The organism is Alphaproteobacteria bacterium (assembly GCA_019635875.1).
GTDB lineage: Bacteria > Pseudomonadota > Alphaproteobacteria > Reyranellales > Reyranellaceae > JAFAZJ01.
Genome location: JAHBYP010000003.1, coordinates 490,798 through 515,860, shown reverse-complemented (window position 1 = coordinate 515,860; position 25,063 = coordinate 490,798). Strand labels below are relative to the sequence as shown.

Genomic DNA, 25,063 nt, shown 5'->3' with positions numbered 1-25,063 from the left:
ATGACGTTGGCAGATGACGCGGGCGCGGCCGAGACGGAAGCGCCCCTTCTCGACATTCGCGGGCTGAAGACCTGGTTCGCCACCGAGGACGGCATGGTGCGCGCGGTGGACGGCATCAGCCTGCACATCGCCAAGGGCGAGACACTTGCGGTGGTAGGCGAGTCGGGCTGCGGCAAGACGGTGACGGCGCGCACCGTGCTGAAGCTGATCGACATGCCGCCGGGCCGCATCGTCGAGGGCCAGGTGTTGTGGCGCGGCCGCAATCTTGTGCCCCTGGACGCGACCGAGATGGACAAGATCCGCGCCCGCGAGATCGGCATGATCTTCCAGGAGCCGATGACCTCGCTGAACCCGGTCTACACCGTGGGCGACCAGATCGCCGAGTCGCTGCGCCTGCACGAGAAGCTGTCGCGCAAGGCGGCGATGGACGGCGCCGTCGAGATGCTGCGCCTGGTGCAGATCCCCAACGCGGCGCGGCGGGTCAACGACTACCCGCACCAGTTCTCCGGCGGCATGCGCCAGCGCGTGATGATCGCCATGGCGCTGGCCTGCAAGCCGCAGCTGCTGATCGCCGACGAGCCGACCACGGCGCTCGACGTCACCATCCAGGCGCAGATCCTCGAGCTGCTGGCCGACATGAAGGAACGCTTCGGCATGTCGATCATGCTGATCACCCACGCCATGGGCGTGGTCGCCGAGACGGCGCAGCGCGTGGTCGTGATGTACGCCGGCAAGGTGGCCGAGGAAGCGCCGGTCGAGGCACTGTTCGAGAACCCGCGCCACCCCTACACCCAGGGCCTGATCCGCTCGATCCCCCGTGTCGATTCGAGCCAGCGCGGGCACGAGCGGCTGGAGCAGATCCCGGGCACCGTGCCCAGCCTGCTCAATCCGCCGACAGGCTGCCGCTTCGCCGCGCGCTGCAAGTTCGCCCGCGCCCAATGTCTCGAAGGCCAGCCGCCGCTGATCGAGGTCGCGCCCGGCCACCGGGTGGCGTGCATTCTCTACGAAGGCCAGGGGATCGGGAGTATCGCGGCATGAGCGCCGAGCCCTTGCTGAAGGTCAAGGACCTCAAGAAGCACTTCGCCGTGCGTGGCGGCGTGCTCTCGCGCATCGTCGATCATGTGCATGCCGTCGACGGCGTCAGCCTGGAGGTTGCCCAGGGCGAGACGCTGGGCGTCGTCGGCGAGTCCGGCTGCGGCAAGTCGACGACCGGCCGTTGCATCCTGAGGCTGATCGAGCCGACCTCGGGCGAGATCTGGTTCCAGGGCCAGGACGTGCGCCAGATGGGCGGCGAGAAGCTGCGCGCCTTGCGCCGCGACATGCAGATCATCTTCCAGGACCCATATGCCTCGCTCAACCCGCGACTGACGGTGGGCGGCATCATCGGCGAGGCACTGCAGATCCATAACCTCGCGAAGAACAACAAGGAGATCGAGGAGCGCGTCGTCGGGCTGCTGGAGACCGTGGGCCTGCGCCCGGAATACATGCACCGCTACCCGCACGAGTTCTCCGGCGGCCAGCGCCAGCGCATAGGCATCGCGCGTGCGCTCGCCGTCGAGCCCAAGCTGATCGTCTGCGACGAGCCGGTTTCCGCCCTCGACGTGTCGGTGCAGGCGCAGGTCATCAACCTGCTCGAGGATCTGCAGGAGAAGTTCGGCCTCACCTACCTGTTCATCGCCCACGATCTGAGCGTGGTCGAGCACATCAGCGACCGCGTCGCGGTGATGTATCTGGGCCGGGTGGTCGAGGTCGCGACGGCCAAGGATCTCTACGCCAATCCCAAGCACCCCTACACGGAGGCGCTGCTCTCGGCCGTGCCGATCCCCGATCCCAAGGCCAAGCGCAAGCGCATCGTGCTGCAGGGCGACGTGCCCAACCCGATCCGGCCACCCTCAGGGTGCCACTTTCACACGCGCTGTCCGATCGCCGTCGAGCGCTGCTCCAAGGACGTGCCGCACCTCAAGCAGACCGCGCAGGGTCATTGGGTATCCTGTCACCTCAGAAGCTGACGCTCCCACTCCAACTGTCATCCCGAGCGAAAAGCGAGGGATCCAGGACCCGCCCTGGATCCCTCGCTTTTCGCTCGGGATGACGGCGACTGACGGATGACACGTTCAGGAGATCGCCGCGATCCAGACGGCCGCGATCAGCATCAGCAGGCTGCCGATGGCCAGGCCCGCGATGATCAGGTTGCCGATGAGGATGCCGCTCGCCATACGCTGAGCCGGCAAATCACTGTGCATGGGACCTCCTCGCGCAGATGATGTCTCCGCAGATCGGCCCTTCAACGCGGGCCCGAAGGGATTGTTCCGGCCGCCCCGACTCCGCCACATCGTCGCCCCGTCAGTGGCGGCAACCGGCGCTGACGGTGCCACGTTATTCGGGCACGCGTCGATGCGTCCCGGCTTGCCGGGGCGTGAAACGCCTAGCAAGGAGATCTCGCATGATTCGCACGTTGCTGATCGGGTCGGCCGCCGCCGCTCTGCTGGGCGCCTGCGGGCCGGTCGAAACGCGCACCACCTACTATCACGCGCCGGCGCCGGCCTATACGACGACCTACACGGTCACGCCGGTCGTGACGGTGCGCGAGCCGCGCTACTACAACTACTACTCGCCGGGCTATTACGATTCCTACGGAGTCTGGCGCACGGAGCGCACGACGTATTAGCTCGGGCTAGGCTTGGCCGGCTTCAACGCGGGACGGGCGTCGCGGGTGCGGCGCCCGTCGCGCGTCAGGCGGCCTTGCGCTGTCGTTTCGGCGACCGGCGCTTCTTCGGGCGTGGTGCTCTGCGCACACTCTCGCTTCGCCGCGCCGGTCTGGCGCCGATGCTGCGACGCAACGCCTCCATGAGGTCGACGACGTTGCTCTCCTCCGCGTGCGACGGCTTCTCGGCGTGTACCGGCTTCTGGCCCTTGCGCTTGCGCTCGATCAGGGCGCGCACCGCGTCCTCGTAGCGATCGACGAACTGCGCCGGCGCGAAATCGCCCTGCTGCTGCTCGATGATCTTGTCGGCGATGTCGAGCATTGCCCGCCCCGTCCTGGGCACCTTGGGCAGCGCCACGAGTTCGTCGGGGTCGCGCACCTCGTCATGGGCGCGCAGCGTGGTCAGCAGGATCAGATCATCGCGCGGCTCGAGCGCGACGGTGCGTTCGCGCTGACTGAGCACGACACGGCCCAGGCCGACACGCTCCTTCTCACGCATGGCGTCGCGGATCACGGCGAAGGCCTCGATTCCGGTCTTGCCGTCGGGCACGAGGTAGTAGGGCTCGTCCCAGTAGATGCGGTCGATCGCCTGAAGCTCGACGAAGCGCTCGATGTCGATGATCTTGGTCGACTCGACCTTCAATGCATCGATCTCCTCGGGGTCGATCAGCACGTACTCGTCCTTGGCGATGGCGAAACCCTTCACCAGCTCCTTGCGGTCGATCGGCTCGCCGGTCGAGGCGTCGGTCAGCACCTGCTTGACCCTGCTCTTGGTGCGCGGGTTGATCAGGTTGAAGCTGACCCCGGTCCGCGCCTCGGTCGCCTTGTAGAGGGCCACCGGACAGGTCACCAGCGACAGCCGAAGATGTCCCTGCCACGTCGGTCTCGCCGCCATCGCCGCCTCCTGTGGAACGAGCGAGTCAACTCGCGAAAAAGCGAGTCGTTGCAATGGCTTGGCGGCCGCCAGTCGTTGGAGAACGCGCCGTGAACCCAACACAAGATATGGCCGGCGCGCCAGGGCGGCGCACCGGGGGTTGACGGAGTCGGTAGACGCAACGGTGGTGCGGGCGGCCGGACTCGAACCGGCACAACCTTTCGGTCTCGAGATTTTAAGTCTCGTGCGGCTACCAGTTTCGCCACGCCCGCCAGGAGTGCAGATGGCTGGTGATCTAGTAGGACTACGGCTGCATCCGCAAGCGGGTACCTACCACTTGCGCTGAAGGGGATTGCGCCCGCACCGCCGAGATTTGCTCCGAGATGTGCCCTTTGCCGCAACCGCGGAGCGGGGGAAGCTAAGGTGCGGAGAACTCAGTACCCGAACCGGGCGGCCACGGCGGCGGTGAGGCGGCGGATCGTCTGGCGCTCGGCCGCGTCAAGGGAGATGCTGTAGTAGTCGGGCGCGCGCAGGCGCGCGGCGTGCTCGCTGACCCACGCGTCGCTCGCCGGCAGGCCGGCATGGGCCAGCACGTGGTTCAGGGTGGTGGTCGGCTCCGCACAAAGGTCCTCGAACCGGACGACGGCAACCGACCCACGCAGGGCAGAATCGCGGGCCAGTCGATCGGCGATGAAGGCGTGCACGCCGGACCAGTACAGGCTCCAGCCCTCGACCTCCCGGCCCTGGCGCCACAGGCGCTGGATCTCGGCCACCATCGCGCCGTCGCCCAGGTTGAGCGGCCGCCGGTCGAGCCCGAACTCGAAGTGGCCGATCCGCTGCATGTAGCGCAACGCCGCCGGATGGCGTGCCTCGGCGACGCAGAAGCGCGCGTGCTGGCGCACCAGCGAGGCGATGTGGGCGACCGGCTCGCGGACCGGGACGAAGAAGCGCGCATCCGGGAACAGATCGATCAGGGCCTCCAGCCGTGCCGTGTTGTAGTTGCCCTTCGACAGGTAGCGCGATCCGCGGCGCAGCCACAGCAGCTTGCGGATATGATCGCGATAGCGCGCCGCGAAATCCGGCGCCACGCTGCCGCGCCCCAACGAGTTGTCGTGTGCCGGATCGTGGCTGCGCGGATGGAAGGCCATCCACAGCATTTCCTCGATCGCCTCGGGACTGTCGGGTGTCACCGCGATTCCGTCGCCGTGGGCGCGCTCGCGCGCCTCGGTCCGGCCGGCATAGAGCCGCGAAGCGACGTGGTCCCAGAACACCGGTGCCAGAACGCCGGGATAGTCGCGGTAGCGGTGAGTCACCGTATCCGGGTGGGCGGCCAGGGTTTCCAGCAGGATGGTGGTGCCCGACCGTGCCAGGCCGCAGATAAAGATCGGCGCACGGATCGCCACGCCGTCCAGCTCGGGCGCCAACCGGCGCGTTTCGAAGTCGCCGATCCGACGCATCAGGCCGGACCGCCTCGACATCCAGCCGCCGAGCCAGTCGAGCCAGCGATCGACGTGGAAGCCGGCATACGGATCCGTGCCGCCTCTGGCGTGCATTGTCATCGGATGCGGAACGCGAACTTGAGACCGAGCGACACCACCAGCAGGCTCGCCAGGAAAGGCGCCTCCCAGCCGCGCACCCAGTCCGGCCCAACCTCCAGGTAGCGCTTCGGCGGCAGGCCGATCTCGATGCGCTCCGCCGGGCTGTCGTCGTCGAGATAGCCCAGCGGGTTGCCGATCAGGCCGCTCCACCAGAGGCGCTTGTGCACCACCGGCATCGGCACGACCAGCGACACCGACTGCAGTATCTGGTCGATGCCGTCGGTCACTTCGACGCGTGGCGGCGCGGCGCGATCGGCGACCCATCGGACGTGCGCGCCCTCCGGCCGTACGCGGACGACCGGCACCTCATCCGGCGGCGGCAGATCGTAGGCGTGGTGGATCTGCAGCCATACCATCAGGCAGAGCACAGGTATGGCGCCTGCCACGGTCGGCCCGGATGCCAGTCCGATGCGGGCCAGGGCGAGCGACAGTAGCCGGCGCGCCGCGCTCACACCCTCCCGCATCGCCGTATCCTCGCGCCGCAGCGTCGCCTGCAGGCGGTGCGCCTCGTCCGACATGCGGACCAGGCGCGCCTGAGGCGACAGCAGCCGGTACACTCCCATCGAGATGGCGCCGGCGACCACCCCCCAGGCTATGACGCGCATGACCGGCGGCGCGTCGATCGCCGCATCGGCCCACGACAGCACCTCCAGGGGCAGATCGAGCAGGCTCAAGAGCCACCGGACGTCAGGACGAGCCGTCCGGATTCACACGGCCCTGCTCCGTCGCCCGCTCGATGTCGCCGGCGCGGGTGCGCGCCCTGCGGGCACGGCGCATGCGCAAGGGCCACAGCACCAGAAACGCGACCGCGGCCACGATGGCGGACAGCAGTGCAACGAACGCACCCAGCAGGGAGAGGCCGGCGCCGGGCCCGACATAGGCCCAGGCGGGCGTCGCGACCACCAACACAAGCAGCGTCACGGCGGGAAGGCGGATGGTGGCCATCGTTTGATCCTCCTCTACGCATACTGATGCACAATGCGAACGCATGCCGCGGCTTCCGGCCCTTCAGAAGTCATCGCCTCGGCAAAAGGTTGCGCCGTCACTCCAGGGCGAGGCTGTCCCGGAACGCGGGCGCAAGATCGCGCTGCGGATCCAGGCGCTGGACCCAGAAGATGATCGGAATCCGCTCGTTGCCGGCACCGCGGCGCACCGGATTCACGAACTCCCACACGATGTCGCCCGTCCGCGTCACCTCGATCAGGCGGCCGGCCCGGGATTCGACGATCAGCGTGTTGCCGTTGTCCAGCCGGCTCTGGCTCGATCGTGTGGCGCTGTCGAGCGCCTCGCCCGGCCGGTCGCCGTAGCTCCAGTTGACCTTGTGGCTCCCGGGATCGAATTCCAGCACGCGCGACGGGCCAGGCCCGCCGACTGCCCCTTCGTTGTCGAACAACAGGATGCGTCCACCGGGCAGAACCTGCGCGTCGTGCTGCCGCAGCCACGGGCCTGCTGCGGCCCACACGGCTTTCTCGGCGGTCATGTCGATCAGGGCGATGGTGCTGATGTCGCGCATCGATACCAGTGCCTGGCCGGACCCGCTGCCGGCGATGCCCGGCACCGCGTCTTCCAGGATCTGGATGGAGTTGGTGTGCAGGTAGTCGCCGTTCATGACATGCGCCCACCACGAGCTGTAGTGCAGGCGATGGCCGAAGCGGGACTGAGCGAAGACGCCGGTAAGCCACAATTTCTGCAGGACGCGCCCGTCGGGCGCCAGCTTGACGATGAAGTCGTCTATGCGCGGCTTGTTCAGATGCCCGAACCCCGGCAGATCCCTTTTGGTGACCTCGTGCGTCAGCACGAAGATGTTACCGGCCGTATCCAGCGCGAAGTCGTGATGGGCATTGCCGAGATACTTCCAGATGACGCGGCCGTTGCGGTCGACCTTGGCCAGGCCGTAGCCCCAAGGCGTGTCGCCGACCGCGGTGTACATCACCAGCAGATCGCCGCCGGGCAGCAAGTGCGCTTTCTCGATGTGGACGAAGGGGTCGGCCCTTGGATGCGAGACCTTGCCGCCTCTCTCCCACACCCGGCTGTAGGGCACGAACCACTCGTGCACCACGCGCCCGGACATGTCGATCAAGAAGACGCGATGATCGTGACTCGACGAATAGAGCGTCAGCCCCTGGTGGGCGCGCTCCGGGTCATGCCGTAGGACGCCGCGCCCGTCGGTTCGTGCTGGCTGCCAGAAATCTGTCATCAATGGATCGCTGTTCACGACCACGCGGTCGTACAGCGCCAGGCCGCCCTGGAATGAGCGGCGCATCGCCTCGGCCGGGAACAGACTCAGATACATCGTCAAGCTGCCGACGACGAAGGCGACGAAGCCGACGCACAGAGGTGCCAGCACCGCATACCAGCCTCGCGCGCCGGCGCCCGCCGGAGCGTCGGTCTCGGAGGACGGAGGCGCAGGTGCCGGGCTCATCGCATGTCTCCACGCCGATTGCACACGCGTCGTCGTCGACGGGGACCCGCATACACCCGTTCACTGGCGCGCTTCGGTGACCGGGTCAGCACGGTACCCCCGCGTGCACCGCGCGCGATTGTGGCGCAAGTGGCCCTCGCAGGACTGCAACGCCTCATGTGCCCGCCGCGTTGCGTGCGTGACAGTTCATGCACGCGGTCGCCCCGCGCCATGCGCCGGCGCAGTCCCAAAATGGCCAAGAGCTGATGCTCGATTCGGCCGTCGACGAAGCAGTCGCGACGTGGCCGGCACGAACCTTACGCAACGCAAGAGGAGAACCCGTGCCATGCACGAGATTGCCCGCAAGATTCTGGTGATGGGCCTGCCCGGTGCCGGCAAGACGACCTTGGCCCGCGTGCTGGCGCGGCGGCTCAACGCCGTCCTGTTCGACGCCGACGAGGTTCGCGCGAACGTGAACAAGGATCTCGGCTTCTCGCTGCCCGACCGCATCGAGCAGGCCCGCCGCATGGGCTGGCTGTGCGACCAGGTGCTGAAGACCGGCGGCTTCGCGATCGCTGATTTCATCTGTCCGACGCCCGAGACGCGCGCCGCGTTCGGCGACGCGTTCGTCGTCTGGCTCGACCGCATCGAGCGCAGCCGGTTCGAGGACACCAACGCCATGTTCGTGCCGCCCGAGCGCCCCGACGTGCGCGTCACGCAGCGAGGCTCGCCCGAGCACTGGGCGGAGACCATCGCCCAGCGCCTGCATCCGGTGTTCGACCCGCAGCGTCCGACGGCGCTGTTCATCGGTCGCTGGCAGCCATTCCATGACGGCCACAGGGCGCTGATCGAGGAGGGGCTGCATCGCGTCGGCCAGGCCTGCATCGGGGTGCGCGATACGCACGGCATGGACGGCAGCAACCCCTATGCCTTCGAGGCGGTGAAGGACCGCATCGAGCGCGGGCTGTCCCACCACCGCGGCCGGTATATCGTCGTGCCGCTGCCCAACATCACCAACGTCTTCTACGGCCGCCAGGTCGGCTACGCGATCGAGCGTATCGAACTGCCCAACGGTCTGGAGGCGATCTCGGCGACCGACATGCGTGCCCGGATCGCGGCCCGGGCGTGACGCTGCCGGCGCCAGCGTCAGAGCGTCCGGCAGGGCCGGATCCGGATGCGATCGACATCCGGCCGCAGCGCTGCCGCGTATAATCCACTGGTCCTGCGCGCGACCATCACGCTGACGTGTCGCCGTCTCGCCAAGCTGTTACTTCCCGATGATCGCGTCTGTGGATCATGGTGTTCGCGTGCCGGGGCACCGGTACGCCAATCAGAACCCAAGGGAGCTCCATCAATGACCATCAGGACCGCCACCGTGATCGCCGCCGCGGCCGCCGCCATGTTCGCCGCCGGCACGATCGCGAGCGTCTCGCACGCCCAGGCGGGCGTGAAGTGCACCGGCATCAACTCGTGCAAGGGCACCAGCGCCTGCAAGACGGCGTCGTCGAGCTGCAAGGGCATGAACGCCTGCAAGGGCCAGGGCTGGGTCTCGGCCAAGGACGCCGCGGAGTGCACCAGCAAGGGCGGCAAGGTCGCCAGCTGATCGCGCGCGCCGCGCCTGTAGCGGGAGGGGCGCCCCGGGAGACCGGCGGCGCCCGTTCCGTCTTGGCGTGACCGCTTTCCCGCTTACACTGGGCCCATGACGAGGGTCGCCGACATGCAGTTCGGTCTCGGGCTGCGCCACCAGCACTACCAGGAGATCGCCGAGCAGCCCGGCCGGGTCGACTGGTTCGAGGCGCTGTCGGAAAACTATATGGTCGCCGGCGGCCGGCCGCTGGTCTGGCTCGAACGCATCCGCCGCGACTATCCGATGGCGCTGCACGGCGTGTCGCTGTCGATCGGCGCCAGCGATCCGCTCGACCTCGACTATCTCGCCGGGCTGAAGGCCCTGGCCGCGCGGATCGAGCCGCGCGTGGTCTCCGACCATCTGTGCTTCACCGGCCACGCCGGCATCAACCTGCATGATCTGCTGCCGCTGCCCTACACCGAGGAGGCGCTGGCGCATGTCGCGACGCGCGTCGAGCGGGTGCAGGACATGCTCGGCCGCCGCATCCTGCTGGAGAACGTCTCGAGCTACGTGCGTTATGCCGAATCGCAGCTCAGCGAATGGGAGTTCCTTGCCGCCCTGGCCGAGCGCGCCGATTGCGACATCCTGCTCGACGTCAACAACATCTATGTCTCGGCCTTCAACCACGAGTTCGATCCGCGCGCTTATCTCGCGGCGATCCCGCGCGCGCGCGTCAAGCAGATCCATCTCGCCGGCCACAGCCACATGGGCACGCACATCATCGACACCCACGATCATCCAGTGATCGACGACGTCTGGACCCTCTACGCCGAGGCGCTGCGCCGCTTCGGGCCGGTGCCGACCATGATCGAGCGCGACGACGACATCCCGCCCTATGCCGATCTCGTGGCCGAGCTCGATCGCGCGCGCTCCATCGCCCGGTCCACGCTCGCACGGGCCACGCTGGCGACGCCGGAGAAGGCGGCGTGAGCGCGCTCGCCGCGCTGCAGGCCGAGTTCGCCGCCTGGATGCGCGGCACGCCGGCGCCCGCCGACGCGCTGCGCGCGCGCGTGCTCGATACCGCGAAGGCCGACCGCGATACGCTGCTGGCGGTCTATCGCGACGCCTACGCGCTTCGGCTGATCGAAGCGCTGACAACCGACTATCCCGGCCTGCTGGCGATGGCGGGGCCTGCCGAGTTCGACATGATGGCGCGGGCCTATATCGCGGCGCATCCTTCGACGCAGCCCTCGGTGCGCTGGTTCGGCCGCGACCTCGCCGACTTCCTCGCCGCCACGTCGCCCTTCAGCGCGACGCCGGCCGCCGCCGACATGGCGCGCTTCGAATGGGCCCTGGGCGAGGCCTACGACGCGGCCGACGCCGAGCCGCTGAGCTTCGAGCAGCTCGCCGCCGCGCCACCGCAGGCATGGGAATCGCTGCGCCTGTCGTTCGTGCCCTCGCTGCGGCGTCTGTCTCTGACGCATCAGGCGCCGCAGGCCTTCCAGCATCGTGACGCCGTCGCGCCGGGCGAGCTCGATGTGCCCGCGGAGGAGGGCGCGGTCGACTGGCTGATCTGGCGCCCGTCGGCCGGTGCCGACGCCCAGTTCCGCTCGATGAGCCCCGACGAGGCCCGCGCGCTCGATACGATGCGCGGCGGCACCACGTTTCCCATGATGTGCGCCGCGCTCGCCAGGGAGGCGGGGGCCGAGGAGGCGGCGGCCGAGCGCGCCGCGGGTCTGCTGCGTGCGTGGCTGGATGGCGGTCTGATCGACGACGCAGCGTGGGACTGAGGCTACCGCGCAACTTCGCCGGCCACGGTCCGTTTCCCGCGCAGGAGAGGGCACGCCGAGGAGAGCGACATGGCCCAACGACGCTACCCGCGGGACTGGCAGCCTCGCGACCCGGATCGGCGCGACGAACGGAGGGCGGACGACGAGATCGATCAGGGGTCGCAGGAGATCGCCGGCGCTCATGGGCGATACAGCGGCTCGGATCAGGGTGAATGGCGGCGGCGATTGGAGGGCGTGTCGGGCGCGCGCTATCGCCGCGGTGCGGGCAGCCAGGGCGGTGGTATGCAGCGCCAGGGCGGACATGGCGAGCGCATCGGCTATCTCGGGCCCGAAGACTGGCCCGGCCCGGCGATGCGGGGAAGCCCCTACCCCATGGGCTACGGCGCGGCCGATCCGGCGCGCGGGATTGAGGGCAATTTCCGTGGTGTCGGGCCGAAAGGCTACAGGCGATCGGATGAGCGCATCCGCGACGAGGTGTGCGATCGATTGACCGAGGAGCCCTCGCTCGATGCCAGTGGAATCGAGGTCTCGGTGAGGGATGGCGAGGTGACGCTGGACGGCGTGGCGGAGAGCCGTCATGACAAGCGCCTGGCCGAGGATCTCACCGAAGGCATCCTGGGCACGATGCACGTGCAGAACAATCTCAGGATCAGGGACCGCTCGCCGGACGCATCCGGCCAGTCGACGCTCGGCCGCCTGGGCGACGACGGATCGCCGCGGCGCTAGGCGCCTACACCCAGGTGCTGAGCACCGTCTCGGCGGTCGTCACCTCGATCTGCGAGGTAAAGCGCTTGTCGTAGAGTTCCCGCAGGCAGTCGTGGAACCGGTCGTTGCTGCTGTAAATCGCATCGGCGGGAATGAAGACGAAGAAGCCGAGATCGATCGCGGCCATCACGGTGGCCAGGATGCATACGTCGGTCTCGCCGCCGGAGATGACCAGTGAATCGTAGTGACCCTCGGCCAGGATCCGCCGGAGATAGGTCTGCCGGAACGCCGAGTAGAAGCGCTTGTTGACGATGCGGGCCGGCGGCACGAAGCGCTGCAGCGGCTCGACCAGGCCCAGCAGGCTGCGGTCGATGCGGTCGAGCGTCATTTCTTCCCAGCGCTCGTAGTAGGCGCGCCAGGCGCCCGGCACATCGCCGGACGTGGGGGGCGGAATGAAGCGCGTGAAGATCGTGCGATCGGGATGGCGCTGCGTCAGCTCCACCGCGTGCGGCACGGCCTGCTCCATCCACGGCATGCGCCACGGCGACTCCTCGCCGAACATGCGCTGCATGTCGACGCAGAGATGCGCGGTCCGGGGGCCGGGGATGCGATTCACTGACTTCCTCGCATTGTGGCGACAGTTGGCTAACGGCCGGCGCTGCGCGGAGTTGCCAGAGGGAACGACCCTCTCGCAGGGGACGTTAGGCCGGTGCGGCGGACGCGCGTCCCTTTCTGTCCGCCGGAGGAGGGAAATGATGGCCAACCCGAACAACCCGAACCAGAACCTGCAGGACCGCAATCGCGCTCAGGAGCAGCAGGAAAGCCAGCGCCAGCGTGAACAGCAGCAGCATCAGCGGCGCAACCCGGACAAGAACAAGCCGGGGCAGCAGCAGGATCCCGGTCAGGACAAGAACCGTCGCGACAGGAACCAGGACATGATGGAGGAGTGAGTTGCTTCCATGATTCCGGTGCCTGCGACTGAGGCAGCCGGAGGCGACCGGCGGACGACGTGCTGAGACTTCGGGCGTCGCCCCCGCCGGGCGTCGATCGAGGTCCAACTGGTCAACCGGACGCGCTCGCTCCACGCCGCGGCGCATCGCCTGACCTCGAACCGCATCGTCGCGTTCGACCTGCCGGTGGTCGACTCCATGCGTGCGCCCAATGCCCTGGATTCCAAGGGCCTCGGCGTGGTCGGCAACTGCGGTGCCGGCGCGGCGGCGGCCGACGCCGTCCACAACGCCTGCGGCGTGCGCGTATGCGACTACCCGACCAGCGTCGACAAGGTGCTGCCGTGCTGCAGCGGGAGACCTGCGCTGTCATTCCGAACGCAGCGAGGGTGTGGGGGCCGACCCTGGAACCCTTGTTCGCTGCGCTCTGGATGACAGAGTGCCTTATTTCTTCACCGGGTCGAGGTGGTCCTTGACGAAGTCGAGGTCGAGCATCTTGCCCATGTCGGCGTCGCGGCCGACCATGCCCTGGGCCTGGTACCAGGCAACCTGGTCGTAGAGGTTCTTCACCAGCAGCCGGCCCTTGGGATCGATGTAGGAGGCGCTGGCCCTGACCTGGTCGGCTGTCGGCCTGGGCTCGACGTACTTCTGGATGATCGGGATCAGCGCGTCGGCCTTCTCGCCGAAGCTGCGCTTGCCCTGCGCGTCGCGCTGCAGGAAGGCCTCGGCGTAGTCGTTGCAGGCCCTGACATAGGCGGCGACGAACTTCTCGACCGCGGCGCGGCGCTTCTCGATGACCGGCGTGCCGGCGAACAGCGCGCCCAGCTGCCAGGGCGTCTCCTGATGCACCCAGCCGACGATCCGGGCGAATCCTTCCTTCTCGGCATTGTAGGCGTTGTTGGCCGGCAGCAGCGCGCCGTCGACCTGCTCGCCCTTGAGCGCCGCGGTGATGTTGGGGATCGACTGCAGCGGGCGCAGCGTCACGTCGGTCAGCTTGAAGCCGCGCTTCTCCGCCAGCATGCCCAGCATGTAGTGGAAGGTCGAGCCGGTCGTGGTGATGGCGATCGACTTGCCGGGGAACTTGCCGGCATCGGTGAAGCCGGCGGCATGCGCCTTGGGGGTGGCCAGATAGGCGACGAAATCGTAGCCCGGCTCCTCGCGCGACTGCGCGGCGATGATCTTCATCGCGCCCTTGGCGGCGAGATTGAAGAAGCCGCCGGTCAGCCCGGTGATGCCCAGATCGGCGTCGCCGCCGGCCACAGCGACGGCGATCGGCTGCGCGGCCTGGAAGAACTTGAACTCGACCTCGAGCCCGGCTTCCTTGAAATAGCCCTTCTCCTGGGCGATGAAGATCGGCGCCGACGAGACGAAGCGCAGCGCCGCGATCGAGAGCTTTTCCTGCGCCGAGGCCGCCGCCGACATCGCGAGCACCGCGAGCGTGGCGAGAAGTGTCTTGATCATCGCGTTTCCCCAATGAATGACCGTTGCCCGCAGGGTATCACCGCGGACAGCCGCGTACACCGGCCCTGATCGCCTGCGGGGACTGCACGAAGTCGCGCACGCAGGCGCCGTAGTCGCGCGCCATGGTGAGCGTGGTGCCGGCCGAATGGCCCTTCAGCGCGCGCGGCCGGTCGATCAGCAGCAGGGGCAACCCGGGACTCCTGGCCGCCGTGCGCAGCAAGCGGCCGCGGATTTGCGGATCCGGGTCGTAGTCGTCGGCGGCGAAGAGCGCCACCACGACACGGGTTGCCGGATCGCGGCGGGCCTTGAGCAGGTCCTCGAACTCGCGCAGCGCCAGCTCGCGCCGAGTCGTGCGGACCGTGCGGTTGCCGTGCGAGGCCGGCGCGAGAGCGATGACGCCGTGCAGGCCGTCGATCCTGCCCATGGCGGTGAGCGCCAGCCAGCCGCCGGCGGACTGCCCGGCGAGCACGATGCGCTTGTAGCCCATGGCGCGCAGCCGCTCGATGCCTTCGAGGGTGAGCGCCAGGCCGTCGGCGTTGTTGTCCCTGTCCGGCGCACGCTCGGCACGGAACAGGTCCCAGCCGGCGAAGGCCAGCGCGCGCATCAGCGGCGCGGTGGGGGCCGCGCGGCGGTCCTCGCGCACGCCATTGACCAGGGCGGCGCGGCCGTGACCCCAGATGATCGCGCCTGCGGCCTCCCCGGGTCCGCGGAAGGGAAAGGTGGGGTCGCGCACCAGCGGCGCGGCCTCCGCCGGCGTCGCCGCGCGCTTGTCCGGCGCGATGTCGTTTGTGGCGACGACAGTGCAGGCAAATGGCACGGACTGCGAGCAGAAGGCCTTGGCGCGGTCCTGCGCCTCCTTCAGCGTGCGTGCGCCTGTGGCGTAGCCGCAACCGCCGCGCGGGCCGATGGCGAAGGCGCGGTTGTAGCTGCCCAGGAGATAGGTCTGGTACAGCGTCAGGCAACGTGGCGCGAGCCGGCCGCCGCTGCGCATCTCATCGAGGGTCGGCTCGGCCGCCCGTGCGCCCGATGCGAATGAAAGCAGCGCGGCGACGACGATGACAGGACGCCACGCCTGCGCCATTCAGCCGCCCGCGGCAGGCGACAGGGTCACCAGGATGGCGCGGCCCGAGACCTGCTCGCCCTCGCGTACCGACACCGTGGCGACGGTGCCGGCCGAAGCGGCGCGGATCTGGTGCTGCATCTTCATGGCTTCGAGAATGACCAGCGTCTGCCCCTTTTCGACGGCGTCTCCGGCGCCGACTCGAATGGACACGATGCGGCCATCCATCGGTGCGCGCAACACGCCATCCGCCGCACTGTCACGCGCCTGGACAGGTTCGTGCGTGACGTCGGCAAAAGTCAGCGACAGGCCATCGAGGTCGAGCAGCAGCCGGTCGTCCGCCCATAGCGCCTGGACACGGCGCTGCACGCCATCGACCGCGACGCGCAGCCAGGCATCGCTCTCGGCGCCGATCCCGATGACCATTACGCGCTCGCCGATTCGCACCGTGAACCGCCTGCCGTCGCCCTCGACCAGGGTCTCCTGCCGCGCCTCGCCGGTCGACAGCCTCATCGTCGTGGCCACGGGATTGGAGTTGCGCCAGCCCGCCAGCAGCGGGGTCACGCCCGAAGCGCTTCGGCGGAAGACCAGGGCGGCGGCCAGCGCCCAGTGTACGTCGCTGGGCCGGGGTGGCGTCAGCGCGGCGGCATCGAAGTGCCGGCCGATGAAGTCGGTTGTCGCTTCGCCGGCGGCGAAGACGGGATGGCGCAGAAGACGCAGCAGGAAGTGCCGGTTGGTGGTCGGGCCGAGCACAACGGTCTGCTCCAGCGCGCGCGCGACCTTGCGCACCGCCTCGGCGCGGCTGGCGCCATGGGCGATCACCTTGGCGATCATCGGATCGTAGAAGGCGGAGATCGCCTGGCCGTCGCGCATGCCGTGATCGGTGCGCAGACCCGGCCCCTCGGCCGGCCGCCACGCCGCCACCGTGCCGGTCTGCGGCAGGAAGCCGGCATAGGGGTCCTCGGCGTAAAGCCGCACCTCGATGGCGTGGCCGTCGAGCTTCAGGTCTTCCTGCGCCAGCGGCAGCTTCTCGCCGGCAGCCACGCGCAGTTGCCAGGCGACGAGGTCCTGCCCGGTGATCATCTCGGTCACCGGATGCTCGACCTGCAAGCGGGTGTTCATCTCCAGGAAGTAGAACGCACCGTCGGCGCCGAGCAGGAACTCCACCGTGCCGACGCCGCGATAGGAGATGGCGCGCGCCGCGGCGACAGCGGCCGCGCCCATGCGCTGGCGCAGCGCGCCGTAGACGGCTGGCGAGGGCGCCTCTTCGACTACTTTCTGGTGACGACGCTGCACCGAGCAGTCACGCTCGCCGAGATGGATGACGTTGCCATGCGAGTCGGCGAAGACCTGGATCTCGACATGGCGCGCGTCGATCACGGCCTTCTCAAGGATCAGCTCGCCGGAACCGAAGGCGTTCTCGGCCTCGTTGCGCGCACCGGCGATCGCTTCGGCCAGCTCGGCGGTATCGCCGACCAGCCGCATGCCGCGCCCGCCGCCGCCTGCCGCGGCCTTGACCATGACCGGCAGGCCGATGCGGTGCGCCTCGGCGATCAGCGTCGCGTCGCTCTGGTCGGCACCCTGGTAGCCCGGCACGCAGGGCACGCCGGCGTCGATCATACGCCGCTTGGCGGCGGCCTTGTTGCCCATCGCCTCGATCGCCGCGGGCGGCGGGCCGACGAACACCAGTCCGGCATCGGCGCAGGCCTGCGCGAAGCCGGCGTTCTCCGACAGGAAACCGTAGCCGGGGTGCACCGCGTCGGCGTCCGAAGCACGCGCGGCGGCCAGCAGCTTCTCGACATTGAGATAGCTGTCGCCCACCAGGGTACCGCCCAGCGCCACCGCCTCGTCGCAGGCCAACACGTGCGGCGCGCCGGCGTCGGCGTCGGAGTACACGGCGACGGTGCGATAGCCCAGCCCGTGCGCGGTGCGCGCGATCCGGCACGCGATCTCGCCGCGATTGGCGATCAGGATCTTGCTGAAGCTCATCGGTAGGGGCTGCCGTCCCGGTGGTAGTAGCCTTCAGGCACGCCGACCTCGCGGTACATCATGTCGATGTCGGCGTAGTGCGCCGTCTCGGCGTTGCTGCGCGTGCCGACCTCGAGCAGGCGCGCGACGCGGTCCGAGCGATTGACCAGATGATGGCCGTTGGGCTCGCCGGCTCGGAAGCCGGCGACCATGCCGGCGGAGAGCGTCGTCGAGCCGGAATCGGTGACGAGATCGACCTCGCCCTCCAGCACATAGACGAACTCGTCCTCGCGCTCGTGCCAGTGGCGCTGCGAGGACCAGGCGCCCGGCGGCAGCTCCATCAGATTGACGCCGAACTGGCTGAGCCCGAAGGCGTCGCCCAGCGCGCGGCGGCGACGCTGCAGGCAAGGCTGGTTGAACGGCGGCGGATAGTCGGTGCCGACCCGCTCCGGCAGGTCGGTGGCCCTGACGCAGGTCGGGAAGGGCGGCATGGCTATTGCGCCCATTTCGCCGGACGCTTCTCGGCGAAGGCGCGCAGGCCTTCGGCCGCCTCGGAGCTGCGCCGCGCCTGGGCGAAGCAGTCCGAGGCGAAGTCGAGCGTCTTCGACAGCGGCTCGGTGCCGACGCGCATCACGATCCGCTTGGTGAGCGCATTGGCCAGCGGCGCGCAGCGGTCGATCTGCTTGAGCACTTCCTCGAGCTTGAAGTCGAGCGCGGCGCTGTCCTTCACCAGGTAGTGGCCGATACCCAGCCGCACGGCTTCCGGCCCCTTGAACCGCGCCGCGGTCAGGGTGAGGTGGCGGGTTTGCGAGACGCCGATGCGGGCTGCGACGAACGGCGCGATCTGCGCCGGGACGATGCCGATCGCGGTCTCGCTCATGGCGAAGCCGGCGTCCTCGGTGACGATGGCGATGTCCGACGTGCACACGATGCCGAAGCCGCCGGCGATGGCGTAGCCCTCGACCGCGGCGACCACGGCCTGCGGCAGGTTGCCGAGCGCTTCGAGGAAGGTGCCGTACTGGCGGTTGCCGGTCGCGATGGGATCCTTCTCGCCGGCCTTGGGTGCTTCGCCCATGCTCGCTTCCATGTTCTTCAGGTCGGCGCCGGCGCAGAACGTGCCGCCGGCGCCACGCAGGATCACCGCCTTGATGTCGTCGCGGTCCTTCAGAATGTCGACGACCTCGCGCAGCTCGGCCAGCAAGGTCGGGTTGAGCGCATTCTTCACCTCCGGCCGGTTGAGCGTGACGTAGAGGCGCATGCGCTCGCGGCGCAGGATCAGCGTCTCATAGGATGCGCGGAAATCGGCCATCGGGGACTCCAGTCTCAATCTGTCGTGTCGAGCGAAGTGATGACAGACATCAGCGATTGCCCAGCCGGGGCAGGGTGCCCATCAGCTTGGCGATGATCTGCAGCATGACCTCATCGGCGCCGCCGCCGATCGAGGCCAGGCGAGTGTCGCGGAAGGCGCGTGCCGTCGGGCTTTCCCAGAGGTAGCCGGCGCCGCCCCAGTATTGCAGGCAGCCGTCGGCCACGAGGCGCACCATGCGGCCGGCCTTGAGCTTGGCCATCGAGGCCAGCATCACGACGTCCCTGCCGTCGATGTACTCCTCGCAGGCGCGGTAGCACAGCGAGCGCACCAGCTCGATCTCGGTCTGCAGCTCGGCGAGCTTGAAGTGGATCACCTGGTTGTCGAGCAGCGGCTTGCCGAAGACCTTGCGGTTGCGCGTGTACTCGATGGTCTGCTGGATCAGGCGTTCCATGCCGACCACGGCGCTGATCGCGCCCCACAGCCGCTCCTCCTGGAACTGCTGCATCTGGTAGGTGAAGCCCATGCCTTCGCTGCCGATCAGGTAGCGCGCCGGCACCTTGACGCTGTCGAAGAAGATCTGCGCCGTGTCGGAGCTGCGCATGCCCATCTTGTCGAGCTTCTTCACGACCTGCACGCCCGGCGTCTTCATCGGCACGCAGATCAGCGACTTGTTGCGATGGACCTGCTCGCCGCCGGTATTGGCCAGCAGGCAGATCCAGTCCGCCTGGGTGCCGTTGGTGGTCCACATCTTGCCGCCGTCTATGACATAGTCACCACCGACGCGCCTGGCTGTCGTCTTGATCGAAGCGACGTCCGATCCGGCGCCGACCTCCGAGACGCCGAGGCAGGCGACGTAGTCGCCGGCAATCGACGGCGCGAGGAACTCCTTGCGCAGCTCGTCGCTGCCGAAGCGCGCCAGCGCCGGGGTGGCCATGTCGGTCTGCACGCCGATCGCCATCGGCACCGAGCCGCAATTGATGTGACCCAACTCCTCCGCCATCACCATGGCGTAGGAATAGTCCAGCCCCATGCCGCCATACTCGACCGGCTTGTGGATGCCCAGCAGGCCGGCATCGCCCAGCTTCTTGAACACCTCGTGCGCCGGAAAGATGCCGTCCTCTTCCCATTTGTCGACGTGCGGATTGATGTCGCGATCGATGATCGTGCGCAGGGTGCGGCGGATCTGCTCGTGTTCGGCTGAGAACTGCATCGCCTACTCCTGGTTCTTCGCCGGGCGGGGCAGGGTACCCATGGACTTGGCGATGATCTGCAGCATCACCTCGTCGGCACCACCGCCGATCGACCCCAGGCGGCCGTCGCGGAACGAGCGACCGACGGGATTGTCCCAGAGATAGCCAGCGCCGCCCCAGTACTGGATGCAGGCATCCGACACCTCGCGCCGCAGACGGCCGGCCTTGAGCTTGGCCATCGAGGCCAGCAGGGTGACGTCCTCGCCCAGCAGATGCTGCTCGCAGGCGCGGTAGACCAGCGAGCGCAGCGCCTCGACCTCGGTCAGGAGCTCGCCCAGCCGAAAGTGGATCACCTGGTTATCGAGCAGCGGCCGGCCGAACACCTTGCGCTCGCGCGTGTACTCGATCGTGGCGTTGATGATGCGCTCGCAGCCCGCCAGCGTGCCGGCGCCCGCCCACAGGCGCTCCTCCTGGAACTGGCGCATCTGGTAGATGAAGCCCATGCCGGGCTGACCGATGGTGTTGCGCACCGGCACCCTGACCTCGTCGAAGAAGATCTGCGCGGTGTCGGAGGCGCGCATGCCGAGCTTGTCGAGCTTCTTCACGACCTGCACGCCCCTGGTCTTCATCGGCACGCAGATCAGCGACTTGTTCTGGTGCACCGCGCCGTCGCTGGTGTTGGCCAGCAGGCACATCCAGTCGGCCTGGGTGCCGTTGGTGGTCCACATCTTGCCGCCGTTGATCACCCAGTCGTCGCCCACGCGGCGCGCCGTGGTCTTGATCGAGGCGACGTCGGAGCCGGCGCCGGTCTCGGAGACGCCGAGGCAGGCGACATAGTCGCCGCTGATCGAAGGCGCGAGGAACTCGCGGCGCAGCTCGTCGCTGCCGAAGCGCGCCAGGGCCGGCGTCGCCATCGAGATCTGCACCCCCACCGCCATGGGCACCGAGCCGCCCTGCACCCAGCCCAGCGACTCGCTGCAGACCATGGCGTAGGAGAAGTCGAGGCCGGCGCCGCCGAACTCGACCGGCTTGTCGACGCCCAGGAGCCCGGCATCGCCGAGCTTCTTGAACAATGCGTGCGCCGGGAAGATGCCGGCCTCCTCCCATTCATCGACGTGCGGATTGATGTCGCGATCGATGATGGTGCGCCAGGTGCGGCGCAGCTCCTCGTGCTCGGCGGTGAACTTCATCTCGATGTCCTTACATCCGCGCCACGCCGAAGGTCGTCGGCCTGAGCCTGCGCACCATGGATTCGCGCGCGATGGAAAGCGTGTAGGCGAGCACCCGGCGCGTGTCGCGCGGATCGATCAGCCCGTCGTCCCAGAGATGCGCGGTGCTGAACAGCGCCGTCGATTCGCGGTCGAACTGATCGACGATGCCCCTGAACATCTTGTCGATCTGCGCTGTCGGAACCTCGGTGCCCTCGCGGATGTGCTTCTGCTCGGTGACGATCTTCATCACCGTCGCCGCCTGCTCGCCGCCCATCACGGCGGTCCTGGAGTTGGGCCAGCCGAAGATGAAGCGCGGATCGTAGGCGCGACCGCACATCCCGTAGTTGCCGGCGCCGAAGCTGCCGCCGATGACGATGGTGATCTGCGGCACCGAGGCGTTGGCGACCGCCTGGATCATCTTCGAGCCGTGCTTGACGATGCCGCCGCGCTCGGCATCGGTGCCGACCATGTAGCCGGTGGTGTTCTGCAGGTAGACGATCGGTGTGCCCGACTGGCAGCACAGCTGGATGAACTGCGCCGCCTTCGTCGCGCCCTTCACGGTGATCGGGCCGTTGTTGCCGATGAAGGCAACAGGCTCGCCTTCGATCTCGGCCCAGCCGCAGATCGTCTGCTGGTCGTACAGCGCCTTGAACTCGAGGAAGTCCGAGCCGTCGACGATGCGCGCGATCACCTCGCGCACGTCGTAGGGCTGGCGATAGTCAGGCGGCACGACACCGCACAGCTCCTCGATGTCGTAGAGCGGCTCGCGGAACGTGCGCGGACGCCCATCGGGGATGTTGTCGTTCCAGTGCCACTTGCGCACGACCTCGCGCGCCAGGCGGACGGCATCGGCATCGTTCTCGGCCATCCATTCCGACACGCCGGAGATCGTGCTGTGCATCTCGGCGCCACCGAGATCCTCGTCGGTGGCAACCTCGCCGGTCGCGGCCTTCAGGAGCGGCGGGCCGGCGAGGAACACCTTGGCCTGGTTGCGCACCATGATGACGTAGTCTGAGAGGCCGGGCAGGTAGGCGCCGCCGGCGGTCGAGCTGCCGTGCACCACGGTGACCTGCGGGATGCCCATCGCCGACATGCGCGCCTGGTTGGCGAAGCCGCGGCCGCCGGGCACGAAGATCTCGGACTGATAGAGCAGGTTGGCGCCGCCGGACTCGACCAGGTTGATCACCGGCAGCTTGTTTTCCATGATGATCTGCTGCGTGCGCTGGCCCTTGCGCTGGCCGGCCGGGGCAATGGTGCCGCCCTTCACTGCGCTGTTGGTGGCCGAGATCACGCAGCGCACGCCCTCGACATAGCCGATGCCGACAATGTTGCCGCCGCCGGCGCCGGCGCCGTCCCTGTCGTCGTGCATACGGTAGCCGGCGAGACTCATCAGCTCGAGATAGGGCGCGCCGCGATCGAGCAAGAGCGCCACGCGCTCGCGCGGCATCAGCTGCTTGCGCTGCCTGAATCGGCCGCGCGCCTTCTCGGCCACGGCCTGCACGGCGCGCTCGGCGGCGCGGAATTCATCGATGGCCGCGAGCATGCCCTCGCGGTTGCGCCTGAACTCGTCGGAACGGGGGTCGATCTGGGACTCGATGACGGGCATGGCTCAGTGACCGGTGCGTGGTGGGAGCGCCGGCGCCCCGCCGGCCTCTTCGGCTTGCGTTGCGGCAATGAGCCGGCGGGACGCCGGCGGTCCCAGGGATCTCATCCGCCCAGCACCTTCGGCACCACGGTGCGATGGAAGCCGTTGAAGGCCGTCGTGCCGCGGCCGTCGGGCAGGGGAATGTTGCGCGTGCCCAGGGGCACGCCGCCGTCGATACGCACGTTCAACCCGGTGATGAAGGCCGCGGCCTCGCTGAGCAGGAAGCACACGGCGGCGGAAACCTCGCTCTCGGTGCCGAGCCGGCGCACCGGCACGTGGTTCTTCAGCAGCGGGATGTTGCGCTTGAACTCGCCTTCGTAGGTGTCCATGCCGCTCGACGCGATCCAGCCCGGCGAAACGGTATTCACGCGCACGCCGGCATGGCCCCATTCGAAGGCGAGCGTCATCGCCAGGTTCTCGGTGCCCGAGCGCGCGGCGCCGGAATGCGCCATGGTCGGCATGCCGTTGCGCATGTCCGCCGCCATGAACACGATCGCGCCGCCGTGATCCTTCATCGACTGGTTGAAGGTCTCGCGCGCGACGAGAAAGCCGCCGGTGAGGTTGTTGCGCACCACGGCGTCGAAGCCTCGCTGGCTGATCGCCGCGGCATCGGCCGGGAACTGCCCGCCGGCATTGTTGAACAGGCCGTGGATGCGCCCGTTCTTCGCCACGATGGCGGCGATGGCGTCCTTGACCGGCTGCTCCTCGCGGATGTCGAAGGCCTGGGTCTCGCAGGAGCCGCCATCCTCCTCGATCTCGGCCTTCACAGCGGCGAGCTTCTCGGTTTTGCGCCCGGTGATCACTACGTGCGCGCCCAGCGCCGCGATCTCGTGCGCCGCGCAACGCCCCAGGCCACTGCCGCCCCCGGTCACGACAATGGTCTGGCCCTCGAACAATCCCGGGCGCAGCACGGACCGGTAGCGCATGGCGTCTCCTCGTTGTACGACCGACGTTACGGCGCGTGTGTTGGCGCGTAAATCGACGTTCACGCGCGGCTCCGTCTTGGTATTTGACGTTTACGTAAAGGTCAATCACTCTGCGCGCCGCCATTGCCGGCCCGCGAAACCTCGGGCACGGTCGAGACAGGGAACCGGGAGATCGCGAATGACCCTTCAGGAACTGACCGAGAAGATGAAGGCCGGTGCCGGCAGCAAGAGCGCCTTCGGCAATACGGTGAAGTTCGCCACGCCGGAGGGCGCGATCTTCATCGACGGCAAGAGCACGCCGGTGGCCGTCAGCAACGACGACAACGCCGCCGACTGCACCATCAAGATGTCGCTGTCCGACCTCGTCGACCTGGTCGGCGGCAAGCTCGACGGCATGACCGCGTTCATGACCGGCAAGCTGAAGATCGAAGGCGACATGGGCGTCGCCATGAAGCTGCAGAGCATCCTGCGCTAGATCCCGGCTCGAGCGGGATTGCGGCAAGGCCGGCGGCGACGCCGGCCTTTTTCGTTGCACGGCGCCGGGTTTGCGACGCGGCGCCGCCCCGTCAATCTTGAGGTAGTAGAATGCTACCTGGAGGGTCCGCATGGGGGGCACCCCGGTCAAGCTTTCCGGGATGCTGGTCCAGGCCGCGCGCGGCGGTGCGGCGACACCGGCGGCGGCCCGGTGGGAGACGCTGGGTTACCTGCTCGACGAGCTGGCACGATCGCGCGAGCGCGGCACCGTGCAGGCCCATCTGCGCGCGCTGGGCGGGCCGCGCTGCGGCAGCGATCCCCGGCATCCCCGCCTGCTGGTGCGGATCGAGCCCGACGGAAGACGTACCTTGGGCCGGCTCGAGGGCCGCGTCTTCGTGCCGATGAAGGAGGGCGCGGGCCGCCCGGCGTGATCGAGGACACCCTGCGCCGGCTCAGCCGGCCGAGGGCCGAGGACTGCCGCATCTAATCGCGCGCGAGCTCGATGCCGCCAACGCGGCTTCGCGGGCCGGCAGGCGGCTGACGTCGCCAACGCGGAGCGGCGGCTGCTGATGGCGCTGGGCGAGTCGTTCTGCCTGGAGACGGTGTTTCCCGATCCGGTCGGCGCTAAGCTCGGCCTGCAGCGCGTCGCGCAGGGCGGGCACGACGTGCCCGCCGACCGCAGGCGCGACGGATTCCGGGCTGGGCGGAGGGTATCGTGTGAAGGGCTGCGATAAACATCCGGGTTGGACCCAATCTCACTGGCCGTCGGCGCGTCCGCTCCCATAGTGGTCGCCGAATAAACGGGCAGGAATCCCCCATGTCGCAGCAGCAGCGAGTCATCCTGATCGTCGAGGACGAGGCCGAGATTCTCGAGGTTATCGCCGGCAGCCTCAAGCGCCGCCAGTACCAGGTCGCGACGGCGACCAATTTCGGCGACGCCCAGAAAGCGCTGGCCGAGGCCGGCGGCCCGGTCGACATCATCCTCACCGATGTGCGCCTGCCGGACGGCGACGGTCTGGACCTGGTGCGCCAGGTCTGCGGCCAGGAAGCGCCGCGACCACGCCTGATCGTCATGACCGGCCACCTCGATCGCCAGTCGGTCGATGGCGCGCTGTCGAGCGGCGCGGAGGCGGTGCTGCTCAAGCCCTTCAAGCTCAACACCCTGATCGATCGCATCAACAACCCGGCCGAGGGCGGCCAGCCGCCGACGCTCACTGTTCCCGGGACCTGAGG

General features: G+C 68.4%; 27 protein-coding genes and 1 tRNA gene. 12 read left to right on the top strand and 16 right to left on the bottom strand.

The window, feature by feature from the left end; all coding sequences use genetic code 11:
- From KF889_13725 to KF889_13715, 3 genes are all read left to right on the top strand, one after another.
- The gene (locus KF889_13725) at positions 1-1,038 is read left to right on the top strand and encodes an ABC transporter ATP-binding protein (protein ID MBX3500502.1); all 1,038 of its coding nucleotides are present in this window, start codon (positions 1-3) and stop codon (positions 1,036-1,038) included.
- Positions 1,035-2,009 (top strand): dipeptide ABC transporter ATP-binding protein, encoded by a 975-nt coding sequence (locus KF889_13720; GenBank protein ID MBX3500501.1) that lies wholly within the window; start codon positions 1,035-1,037, stop codon positions 2,007-2,009. Before KF889_13725 ends, KF889_13720 begins: the two co-directional genes overlap by 4 nt.
- A 434-nt stretch (positions 2,010-2,443) precedes the next feature.
- Positions 2,444-2,668: a hypothetical protein gene (locus KF889_13715; protein MBX3500500.1), complete on the top strand. Its 225-nt coding sequence runs from the start codon at positions 2,444-2,446 to the stop codon at positions 2,666-2,668.
- Between the two features lie 64 nt (positions 2,669-2,732).
- On the opposite strand, the gene KF889_13710 is transcribed toward KF889_13715, so the two are convergent.
- The 6 genes from KF889_13710 to KF889_13685 all read right to left on the bottom strand — a co-directional run bounded on the left by KF889_13710 (position 2,733) and on the right by KF889_13685 (position 7,598).
- Entirely contained in the window at positions 2,733-3,599 is an 867-nt protein-coding gene (locus KF889_13710) for a Ku protein (protein MBX3500499.1), read from the bottom strand.
- 164 nt (positions 3,600-3,763) lie between these two features.
- Positions 3,764-3,850, bottom strand: a tRNA-Leu gene (locus KF889_13705).
- A gap of 162 nt (positions 3,851-4,012) precedes the next feature.
- Complete coding sequence (locus KF889_13700; protein ID MBX3500498.1) at positions 4,013-5,056, bottom strand: sulfotransferase; 1,044 nt, start codon at positions 5,054-5,056, stop codon at positions 4,013-4,015.
- A gap of 77 nt (positions 5,057-5,133) precedes the next feature.
- A complete protein-coding gene (locus tag KF889_13695; protein MBX3500497.1) occupies positions 5,134-5,850 on the bottom strand; it encodes a hypothetical protein in 717 nt (238 codons plus the stop codon).
- A 13-nt stretch (positions 5,851-5,863) separates the two neighbouring features.
- The gene (locus KF889_13690) at positions 5,864-6,121 is read right to left on the bottom strand and encodes a hypothetical protein (GenBank protein ID MBX3500496.1); all 258 of its coding nucleotides are present in this window, start codon (positions 6,119-6,121) and stop codon (positions 5,864-5,866) included.
- Between the two features lie 97 nt (positions 6,122-6,218).
- Positions 6,219-7,598: an aryl-sulfate sulfotransferase gene (locus tag KF889_13685; protein MBX3500495.1), complete on the bottom strand. Its 1,380-nt coding sequence runs from the start codon at positions 7,596-7,598 to the stop codon at positions 6,219-6,221.
- Between the two features lie 355 nt (positions 7,599-7,953).
- On the opposite strand from KF889_13685, the gene KF889_13680 reads away from it, so the two are divergent.
- The 5 genes from KF889_13680 (at position 7,954) to KF889_13660 (ending at position 11,660) form a co-directional block, all read left to right on the top strand.
- Positions 7,954-8,706 carry an adenylyl-sulfate kinase gene (locus tag KF889_13680; GenBank protein ID MBX3500494.1) on the top strand — a complete coding sequence of 251 codons (753 nt, stop codon included), beginning with the start codon at positions 7,954-7,956 and terminating at the stop codon, positions 8,704-8,706.
- 225 nt (positions 8,707-8,931) lie between these two features.
- Positions 8,932-9,180 (top strand): hypothetical protein, encoded by a 249-nt coding sequence (locus tag KF889_13675; GenBank protein MBX3500493.1) that lies wholly within the window; start codon positions 8,932-8,934, stop codon positions 9,178-9,180.
- Between the two features lie 96 nt (positions 9,181-9,276).
- The gene (locus KF889_13670) at positions 9,277-10,134 is read left to right on the top strand and encodes a DUF692 domain-containing protein (protein MBX3500492.1); all 858 of its coding nucleotides are present in this window, start codon (positions 9,277-9,279) and stop codon (positions 10,132-10,134) included.
- The gene (locus KF889_13665; protein ID MBX3500491.1) at positions 10,131-10,934 is read left to right on the top strand and encodes a putative DNA-binding domain-containing protein; all 804 of its coding nucleotides are present in this window, start codon (positions 10,131-10,133) and stop codon (positions 10,932-10,934) included. The genes KF889_13670 and KF889_13665 overlap by 4 nt, the downstream gene beginning before the upstream one ends.
- Positions 10,935-11,216: 282 nt before the next feature.
- Positions 11,217-11,660 carry a BON domain-containing protein gene (locus KF889_13660; protein ID MBX3500490.1) on the top strand — a complete coding sequence of 148 codons (444 nt, stop codon included), beginning with the start codon at positions 11,217-11,219 and terminating at the stop codon, positions 11,658-11,660.
- Between the two features lie 4 nt (positions 11,661-11,664).
- Here KF889_13660 and KF889_13655 read toward each other — a convergent pair whose 3' ends face one another.
- Positions 11,665-12,210 carry a cysteine hydrolase gene (locus KF889_13655; GenBank protein MBX3500489.1) on the bottom strand — a complete coding sequence of 182 codons (546 nt, stop codon included), beginning with the start codon at positions 12,208-12,210 and terminating at the stop codon, positions 11,665-11,667.
- Between the two features lie 184 nt (positions 12,211-12,394).
- Between KF889_13655 and KF889_13650 the strand changes: the two genes are divergently transcribed.
- Entirely contained in the window at positions 12,395-12,589 is a 195-nt protein-coding gene (locus tag KF889_13650; GenBank protein ID MBX3500488.1) for a hypothetical protein, read from the top strand.
- Between the two features lie 441 nt (positions 12,590-13,030).
- Here KF889_13650 and KF889_13645 read toward each other — a convergent pair whose 3' ends face one another.
- The 9 genes from KF889_13645 to KF889_13605 form a co-directional block, all read right to left on the bottom strand.
- Positions 13,031-14,047 (bottom strand): ABC transporter substrate-binding protein, encoded by a 1,017-nt coding sequence (locus KF889_13645; GenBank protein MBX3500487.1) that lies wholly within the window; start codon positions 14,045-14,047, stop codon positions 13,031-13,033.
- Between the two features lie 37 nt (positions 14,048-14,084).
- On the bottom strand, positions 14,085-15,128 hold the full coding sequence (locus tag KF889_13640) for an alpha/beta hydrolase (GenBank protein ID MBX3500486.1): 1,044 nt from the start codon (positions 15,126-15,128) through the stop codon (positions 14,085-14,087).
- A complete protein-coding gene (locus KF889_13635; GenBank protein ID MBX3500485.1) occupies positions 15,129-17,096 on the bottom strand; it encodes a biotin/lipoyl-binding protein in 1,968 nt (655 codons plus the stop codon).
- Positions 17,093-17,566, bottom strand: a complete 474-nt coding sequence (locus KF889_13630; protein ID MBX3500484.1) for a cupin domain-containing protein — start codon at positions 17,564-17,566, stop codon at positions 17,093-17,095. The genes KF889_13635 and KF889_13630 overlap by 4 nt, the downstream gene beginning before the upstream one ends.
- 2 nt (positions 17,567-17,568) lie before the next feature.
- The gene (locus KF889_13625; protein MBX3500483.1) at positions 17,569-18,384 is read right to left on the bottom strand and encodes an enoyl-CoA hydratase/isomerase family protein; all 816 of its coding nucleotides are present in this window, start codon (positions 18,382-18,384) and stop codon (positions 17,569-17,571) included.
- 49 nt (positions 18,385-18,433) lie between these two features.
- A complete protein-coding gene (locus tag KF889_13620) occupies positions 18,434-19,594 on the bottom strand; it encodes an acyl-CoA dehydrogenase family protein (protein ID MBX3500482.1) in 1,161 nt (386 codons plus the stop codon).
- Between the two features lie 3 nt (positions 19,595-19,597).
- Positions 19,598-20,764 carry an acyl-CoA dehydrogenase family protein gene (locus tag KF889_13615; GenBank protein MBX3500481.1) on the bottom strand — a complete coding sequence of 389 codons (1,167 nt, stop codon included), beginning with the start codon at positions 20,762-20,764 and terminating at the stop codon, positions 19,598-19,600.
- 10 nt (positions 20,765-20,774) lie between these two features.
- Complete coding sequence (locus KF889_13610; protein ID MBX3500480.1) at positions 20,775-22,391, bottom strand: acyl-CoA carboxylase subunit beta; 1,617 nt, start codon at positions 22,389-22,391, stop codon at positions 20,775-20,777.
- Between the two features lie 101 nt (positions 22,392-22,492).
- Positions 22,493-23,356, bottom strand: a complete 864-nt coding sequence (locus tag KF889_13605; GenBank protein ID MBX3500479.1) for an SDR family oxidoreductase — start codon at positions 23,354-23,356, stop codon at positions 22,493-22,495.
- A gap of 178 nt (positions 23,357-23,534) precedes the next feature.
- On the opposite strand from KF889_13605, the gene KF889_13600 reads away from it, so the two are divergent.
- The 3 genes from KF889_13600 to KF889_13590 all read left to right on the top strand — a co-directional run bounded on the left by KF889_13600 (position 23,535) and on the right by KF889_13590 (position 25,061).
- Positions 23,535-23,831, top strand: a complete 297-nt coding sequence (locus KF889_13600) for an SCP2 sterol-binding domain-containing protein (GenBank protein MBX3500478.1) — start codon at positions 23,535-23,537, stop codon at positions 23,829-23,831.
- Positions 23,832-23,961: 130 nt separating this feature from the next.
- A complete protein-coding gene (locus KF889_13595; protein ID MBX3500477.1) occupies positions 23,962-24,261 on the top strand; it encodes a hypothetical protein in 300 nt (99 codons plus the stop codon).
- Between the two features lie 386 nt (positions 24,262-24,647).
- Complete coding sequence (locus KF889_13590) at positions 24,648-25,061, top strand: response regulator transcription factor (protein MBX3500476.1); 414 nt, start codon at positions 24,648-24,650, stop codon at positions 25,059-25,061.
- Positions 25,062-25,063: the final 2 nt, after the last annotated feature.